Origin of the sequence: Streptomyces sp. NPDC091289 (genome assembly GCF_044757365.1) — a bacterium.
Taxonomy (GTDB): Bacteria; Actinomycetota; Actinomycetes; order Streptomycetales; family Streptomycetaceae; genus Streptomyces.
Window position 1 is genome coordinate 22,139 of record NZ_JBIVUT010000045.1, and the last position, 6,463, is coordinate 28,601.

Consider the following 6,463-nt stretch of genomic DNA (forward strand, 5'->3'; position numbering starts at 1 on the left):
CCGTTGCGCGCCGCCCGGCCCCCGTCGGCCGGGCCGATCCGGCAGGAGCCCCCGTGAACAGGATCGTCGTATCCATCTCGCTCTCCCTCGACGGCTTCTTCGAAGGGCCGGACCAGGACATCGACTGGCACACGGTCGACGAGGAGGTGCACCAGCACTTCAACGACTACCTGCGGCTGGTGGGCGGCTTCGTGGAGGGGCGCGTCACCTATGAGCTGATGGAGGACTTCTGGCCCACCGCCGACCAGGACCCGGCAAGCGACGGGCCGATGGCCGAATTCGCGGGCATCTGGCGGGACATGCCGAAGTTCGTCTTCTCGCGGACGCTGGAGAGCGTGGGGCCGGGCGCGACCCTGCTGCACGAGGTCGACCCCGAGCAGGTGCGCGGTCTGCGGGACGCCGCCTCGGGGGACCTGGTGGTCGGCGGGGCGGATCTGGTGGAGTCGTTCCGGCGGTTCGACCTGGTCGACGAGTACCGCATCTACATCCATCCCGTCGTCCTCGGCCGGGGCCGCCCCTTCTTCCGGGACACGGAGGAGCGGCAGGGGCTCCGGCTGGTGGAGACGCGGACCTTCGGGAACGGGGTCGCGATGCTCCGTTACGAGACGGTCCGGGCGGGGTAGCGGCGGTGCGGTCAGGCGGTGGCCGCGTAGGCGGCGAACGCCGACCAGGCGGTGGGCGCGACGGTGAAGGTCGGGCCCTCGATGTCCTTGGAGTCACGGACGTGGACGGCGGCGGGGTGCGCGGCGATCTCGACGCAGGCCCCGCCCTCGTCGGAGCTGTGGCTCGACTTCCGCCAGTCGTAGGCTACTTCGAGGCACTGGCCGCCTTCGCTGCCGCTGTAGCTCGACTTGAACCAGTTCAGTGCGGTGCTCATGTCTCTCCCAGTAAGCGTGCCAGCAGGCGCAGGGTCTCCACAGGGCTGAGCGCCTGGGCTCGCAGCATCGCATATTTCTGGGCGAGGATGCTGACCTCGTTCCGGTCGGAGATCAGCTGGCTGCCGCGCTGGGTCTCGGTGTACGCGACGTGCTGGTGGTCCGGGGTCTCCAGGAGAGTAAAAGGACCGTCGATGCCCGCGTGGACCCGGCTGTCGAGAGGGAGCACCTGGAGGCAGACGCCGGGGAGTTGGGCCATCGCGTGGAGATGGCGCAGCTGCTCCCGGTGCTCCTCGTCCGACGTCAGCTTCATCATCAGGACCGGTTCCCAGATCACGATGCTGGTGGTCGGCGGCTTCTTCCGGTCCAGGATCTGCTGGCGCTGCAGCCGAGTCCCCGTCTGCGTCTCGATCTCCTCCGGGCTGTAGACCGGGATCCTGTTGCGGAACACCGCCTCCGCGTACGCCTTCGTCTGGAGCAGGCCCGGGATGACCTGGTTGTCGTACCAGGACAGCGCCAGCGCGTCCTGCTCCATGTCGATGTAGTCCTCGGCCCACAGCGGGATCAGGTCGACTTCCGGCATGTTGTCGACCGCCGTCGCCAGCGCGCCCTTGGTCTCCAGCAGATCGTCGATCGTCTCCGCCAGATCCGGGACGAGCGAGCGTCTGCCCTGCTCGACGGAGGCGATCGTGTCCTCCTGTACGCCTGAGGCCTGGGCCAGTTCGGTCTGCGTGAGGCCCGCCTCCTTGCGGAAGCGGGCCAGCAGCTTGCCCACGAGCTTCATCGTCGACGCGTTCTTACGCTGTCGCTTTCTGGGGTGCATACGGTTCCCACTCCCACCCCGGAACCCACTTCACGCCTGCGCGACCCGTACAAGAAATGTGTACGGGTCGCGCACAGTCACCGCATGTCAGGCCCTGGCCCGGGATGGCCTGTGTGCTCAGTACATGAGCGCGTTCTCGACGTCCGACTGCCAGTAGGTGACGAAGCCGAGGCTGTCCGTGTAGGTCTCCGCCGGGAGCTTCAGCGTGGCCTCGCCCTTGGAGTTGTTGTTCTTGTCGACCATGATCACGCCGAGGTTGTCGCTCTTGACCGGCTCGTTCTCGCCGGGCTCGCCGAGCAGGCCGATGCCCGCGTACGCCTTCTCGCCCGGAGAGAGCACGACGACCGCCTGCGGCTTGCTGTCGTCGAGGATCGGGTAGACCGCCTGCGCGCCGTCGAAGCGGAGGAACGGCGCGTGGTACGCGGCGCAGTCCTTGGAGCCGGTGTTGGTCACCGTGAGCAGCAGGTGGTTGATCGGACGCTTGACGTCGGAGACCTTGACCGTGGAGTTCTTGGGCGTGCAGGCCGGGATCGACGCCGCCGCCTCCGTGTTCGGCGCGGTCTCCGGCTTCTTGCCGTTGCCGCCCGCGTGCTTGCCCCCGGCGGGAACGGTCTGCGTCTCGGGTGCGCCGGCCTCCGGCGCGTCCGGCTGTGCCGTGCTGTCGGTGTTCGATGCCGCGGGGGCCGCCGTCTCGGCGGAACCGGCCGGCTTGGTCCCCATGGCCTTGTCCTCGCCGCCGCCGCAGGCGGTGAGCGAGAGAGCGGCCGCGAGGGCGGTGGCGGCGAGGGCGGTGGTGCGGATGCGGTTGGTGCGCATGGCGGTGGTACTCCCCGTGCTCGGTTGATCTGCGGTGAACTGCAGTGCTGCTGTGGTCTGGTCCGATCTTGTGGGGCAGCGGATTCCGGCCGCAACGCCCGCAGAACCATTGGGGATGCTGGAACGTCTACGCGTACGGTGACCTGCGGGAATTCCGCGTCCCTGGAACGCCGTTCCGGGACGCACGAGGAAGGGGAGCGCCGTCGTGGCGACGCCGGAGGCCGTGGAGTTCGCGGCTCTGCTCAAGGATCTGAAGGACCGTTCGGGGCGCAGCTACGGGGTCCTCGCCGGCAGACTGCACGTCAGTACGTCGACCCTGCACCGGTACTGCAACGGTGACGCCGTGCCGAACGAGTTCGCTCCGGTGGAGCGGTTCGCGCGGCTGTGCGGGGCGAGCGGCGACGAGATGGTGGAGGTGCACCGGCGGTGGATCGTGGCGGACGCGGCCCGGCGGCGGCCTTCGGCAGCGGAGGCCCCGGCCGCGGGGGCGGGGGCGTCTGAGGTTGCGGTGGTCGCTGCGCCTGCTGTTGTGCCCGAGCCGTCCGTGGCGTCCGAGCCGTCCGAGCCGTCTGTCACGTCTGATGGTGGCGGTGCCGATCGCCAGGCTCCGGGATCCCGGTGGTCCCGGCTCTCCCGGCGTACGCGGGTGCTCATCGCCGCCGCCGGAGTCGCCGCGCTCCTCGTGCCCGGCACCGTCGTCGCCGTCGAACTCGTCGGGTCGGGGAAGGAAGGCGGCGGGAGCGCCGCGGACCGGGTGGAGGACGCGGGCGGGGGCCTCGCGGCGGCCCCGGAAGGCTCCGCCTCGGGTACGCCCCGGCCCTCCGCGAGCCCGAGCCCGTCCGGTTCTTCGGCGAGCGCCTCCGGGTCCCCGTCCGGGCCGCCGTCCGGGAAGCCCTCGGCGGGTACCGGCTCCGGGCCCGGTCAGTCCCGGAGCGGTGGCGGCGGCGGTACGGGCCTCGGGGCTCCGCCGACCGTCAACATCACCTCGTACAACTGGGAAGAACCCTGCGGGCAGCACTATCTGGTCAACCAGGGCCCCGACAAGCTCGATCCGCCGCCCGCACCGCAGGACCGGCGCGGCTGGGCGGCGTCGTACGGCGGGGTCGAGGCAGGGAACACGCTGCTCCAGCTCACCGTGCAGGGCACCTCGCGCGAGGCGGTCGTCCTGAAGGGCATGAACGTCCGGGTGCTCTCCCGTAACGCGCCGCTGCCCTGGTCGGCGTACAAGATGGGCAACGGCTGCGGCAGCGGGATCACGCCGCAGACCTTCGCGGCCCACCTCGACGCCGGGCACCCCACCCTCCGGCCGGTGCCGGGGACGCAGGGGGACGTCGAGGTGCCGGCCGTGGACTTCCCGTACAAGGTGACGTCCGAGGACGTGGAGGTCTTCAACCTCGATATGGAGGCCGTGAATTACGACGTCACCTGGTTCCTGGAGCTGGAGTGGAGCAGCGGCGGGAACGAAGGGACGCTGCGGATCGACGACCACGGGAAGCCGTTCCGGCTCAGCGGGATGAAGGGGCGGCCGGAGTACGTGCACGGCGGGCCCGGCTACGGCTGGGAGCGTGCCGGTCAGTCCTGAGGCCCGGGGCGGTCGGGCCGTACACGTGTACGGAACTCGGGAGTACAGTCTGCGAGGCCCTGGCAGCCCGCCGCCGTGCGACGACGGCGTACGGCCGCCCCGCTCCCGTCCCGACCAGGTGACACATGTCCGCCGCTGCTGCCGAAGCCACCGACCGACCTGCCCCGGACGACCGACCGGCCCTGGACGACCGCACCTGCGAGGAGCGGTCCCTGCGGCTCAGACGCAGGCTGGAGCGGCTGATCGGCATAGCCGCCACCGACGGGAACGCCCTCGTCCCGCTCCGCAACGGCGACGCGATCTTCGGCGCGATGCTGGAGGCCATCCGGGGCGCGGAGCACACCGTGGACCTGATGACGTTCGTCTACTGGCGCGGTGACATAGCGCTCACGTTCGCCGAGGCGCTGGCCGACCGGGCCCGGGCCGGGGTCCGGGTGCGGCTCATGCTCGACGGGTTCGGGTCGCGGCTCATAGAGAAGGACCAGCTGGACCTGATGGACGCGGCCGGGGTCACGGTGACCTGGTTCCGCAAGCCCCTCTACCTCTCGCCGCTCAAGCAGAACCACCGCTGCCACCGCAAGGTCCTCGTCGTCGACGAGCGCACCGCGTTCACCGGGGGCGTCGGGATTGCCGAGGAGTGGTGCGGCGACGCCCGCGACGAGACCGAGTGGCGCGACACCCATGTGAAGGTCACCGGGCCCGCCGTCGACGGCCTGGCCGCCGCGTTCGCCCAGAACTGGGCCGAGTGCCACGACGAACTCTTCGACGAGCGCGACCGGTTCGTCACGGAAGAGCACCACGGCGACTCCGTCGTCCAGGTGGTGCGCGGCTCCGCCTCCTTCGGCTGGCAGGACATGCAGACCCTGATCCGGGTCGTCCTGGAGTCCGCCGAGGAACGCATCCGGCTCACCACCGCCTACTTCGCCCCCGACGCCTATTTCACCGGGATCCTCTGTGACGCCGCCCGGCGTGGGGTGGAGGTCGAGATCCTGCTGCCGGGACCGCACACCGACAAACGGGTCTGCCAGCTCGCCGGGCAGCGCTACTACGAGGACCTGACCGCCTGCGGCGTGAAGATCCACCAGTACCAGCCGACGATGATGCACACCAAGACCCTCACCGTGGACCGGGTCGCCTCCCTCATCGGCTCCACCAACTTCAACCGGCGCTCCCTCGACCACGACGAGGAAGTCATGCTCGCCGTCCTCGACCGGGACTTCACCGCCACCCTCGACGGCCACTTCGAGGAGGACCGGGACCGGAGCGTGCTGATCGAGCGCGGCCGGTGGAAGCGCCGCGACCTCCTCCAGCGGGCCCGGGAAGCGGCCGCCGTGCCCATCCGCCGCTTCCTCTGAGGCCGGCGCATGCCCGGCGGGGGGCGTGTTCCCGCGCTCGCCGGGCAGGCGGGGAGGACGATCGTCTTCCGCCATGTGAAGGGAAGGGCCCATGAGCGCCACCGCCGACACCTCACCGGCACCGTCCGCCGCGGTGATCACCGAACCCCTGCCCGACCTTCAGCTCCAGCTGCTCATCCAGCTCCTCGACGAGGACCCCCGCTCCAGCCTGCCCCTCACCCTCACGCACCCCGGCGGCCTGCTGCACGGGGACGTCATCGGGCACGAGCAGTGGAAGGCCGAGTGGGCCAGGAGCCTTCGGCAGGTCGAGGGCGAGGGGGCCAACCTGCTCGCCGAATTCCCCGAGACCGTCGACCAGGGCGTACGGGAACTGCGCGCCGACGAGGACGCGGAGACGGCCCGGCTGCCCCGCTGGATCCATCTGCGGGACGTCACGCTCGCCGTCGGGTCCCTGAACCCGGTCTCCCTGCCGCTGTGGCGCGGACGCCTCTCCGACGTGTCGGGGTGGGCGCTGGGCCGTCCGCAGTAGGCGGACAACTGCCCCCGCCTGAATAGGCTTTCGGCATGACCACAGGAAACCGCCCGGCCACCGGTACGCCGGACTCGTCCGTCACCTTCATCAACGTCTTCGAGATAGCCGCCGACGAACTCGACGCGTTCGTCGAGAAGTGGGAGCAGCGGGCCCGCCTCATGCGGGACAAGCCCGGCTTCATCGACTCCCGGATGCACCGGGCCCGCTCCTCGGACTCCCGCTTCCAGCTCGTCAACGTCTCCCACTGGGAGAGCCAGGAGGCGTGGGAGGCCGCCACGGCCGACCCCGACTTCGCCTCCCGCACCCAGGCCGCGCGCGAGCAGACCAGGCAGCCGGTCACACCGAACCCGGCGGTCTACGACGTCGTCGTGGAACTCACCGCCCCCTAAAGCGTGTTGCAGAAGGCTGGCGTCGGGCAGGTCAAGCCGGGTTCTGTGCCCTTGTAGATCATGTGGCCAGGGCGTGGTTGTGGAGTGTGGC

The 6,463-nt window shown here is 70.4% G+C and carries 8 protein-coding genes; 5 read left to right on the forward strand and 3 right to left on the reverse strand.

The features are described 5' to 3' along the window. Positions 1–53: 53 nt before the first annotated feature. Positions 54–623, forward strand: coding sequence for a dihydrofolate reductase family protein (locus ACIQPT_RS36950; protein WP_401162657.1), 570 nt, complete (start codon positions 54–56; stop codon positions 621–623). Between the two features lie 11 nt (positions 624–634). Here ACIQPT_RS36950 and ACIQPT_RS36955 read toward each other — a convergent pair whose 3' ends face one another. The 3 genes from ACIQPT_RS36955 to ACIQPT_RS36965 form a co-directional block, all read right to left on the reverse strand. Further along, positions 635–877 (reverse strand): DUF397 domain-containing protein, encoded by a 243-nt coding sequence (locus ACIQPT_RS36955; RefSeq protein WP_401162658.1) that lies wholly within the window; start codon positions 875–877, stop codon positions 635–637. Continuing rightward, entirely contained in the window at positions 874–1,659 is a 786-nt protein-coding gene (locus ACIQPT_RS36960; protein ID WP_401162660.1) for a helix-turn-helix domain-containing protein, read from the reverse strand. The genes ACIQPT_RS36955 and ACIQPT_RS36960 overlap by 4 nt, the downstream gene beginning before the upstream one ends. A gap of 156 nt (positions 1,660–1,815) precedes the next feature. Continuing rightward, complete coding sequence (locus ACIQPT_RS36965) at positions 1,816–2,514, reverse strand: DUF4232 domain-containing protein (RefSeq protein WP_401162662.1); 699 nt, start codon at positions 2,512–2,514, stop codon at positions 1,816–1,818. A 205-nt stretch (positions 2,515–2,719) separates the two neighbouring features. Here ACIQPT_RS36965 and ACIQPT_RS36970 point away from each other — a divergent pair, with 205 nt between their 5' ends. The 4 genes from ACIQPT_RS36970 (at position 2,720) to ACIQPT_RS36985 (ending at position 6,372) form a co-directional block, all read left to right on the forward strand. After that, complete coding sequence (locus ACIQPT_RS36970; protein ID WP_401162663.1) at positions 2,720–4,096, forward strand: helix-turn-helix domain-containing protein; 1,377 nt, start codon at positions 2,720–2,722, stop codon at positions 4,094–4,096. Positions 4,097–4,221: 125 nt separating this feature from the next. Next, positions 4,222–5,451, forward strand: a complete 1,230-nt coding sequence (locus ACIQPT_RS36975; RefSeq protein WP_401162664.1) for a phosphatidylserine/phosphatidylglycerophosphate/cardiolipin synthase family protein — start codon at positions 4,222–4,224, stop codon at positions 5,449–5,451. A 91-nt stretch (positions 5,452–5,542) separates the two neighbouring features. Then, positions 5,543–5,980: a hypothetical protein gene (locus ACIQPT_RS36980; protein WP_401162666.1), complete on the forward strand. Its 438-nt coding sequence runs from the start codon at positions 5,543–5,545 to the stop codon at positions 5,978–5,980. A gap of 35 nt (positions 5,981–6,015) precedes the next feature. Continuing rightward, positions 6,016–6,372, forward strand: a complete 357-nt coding sequence (locus ACIQPT_RS36985; protein WP_401162668.1) for an antibiotic biosynthesis monooxygenase family protein — start codon at positions 6,016–6,018, stop codon at positions 6,370–6,372. Positions 6,373–6,463 lie beyond the last annotated feature (91 nt).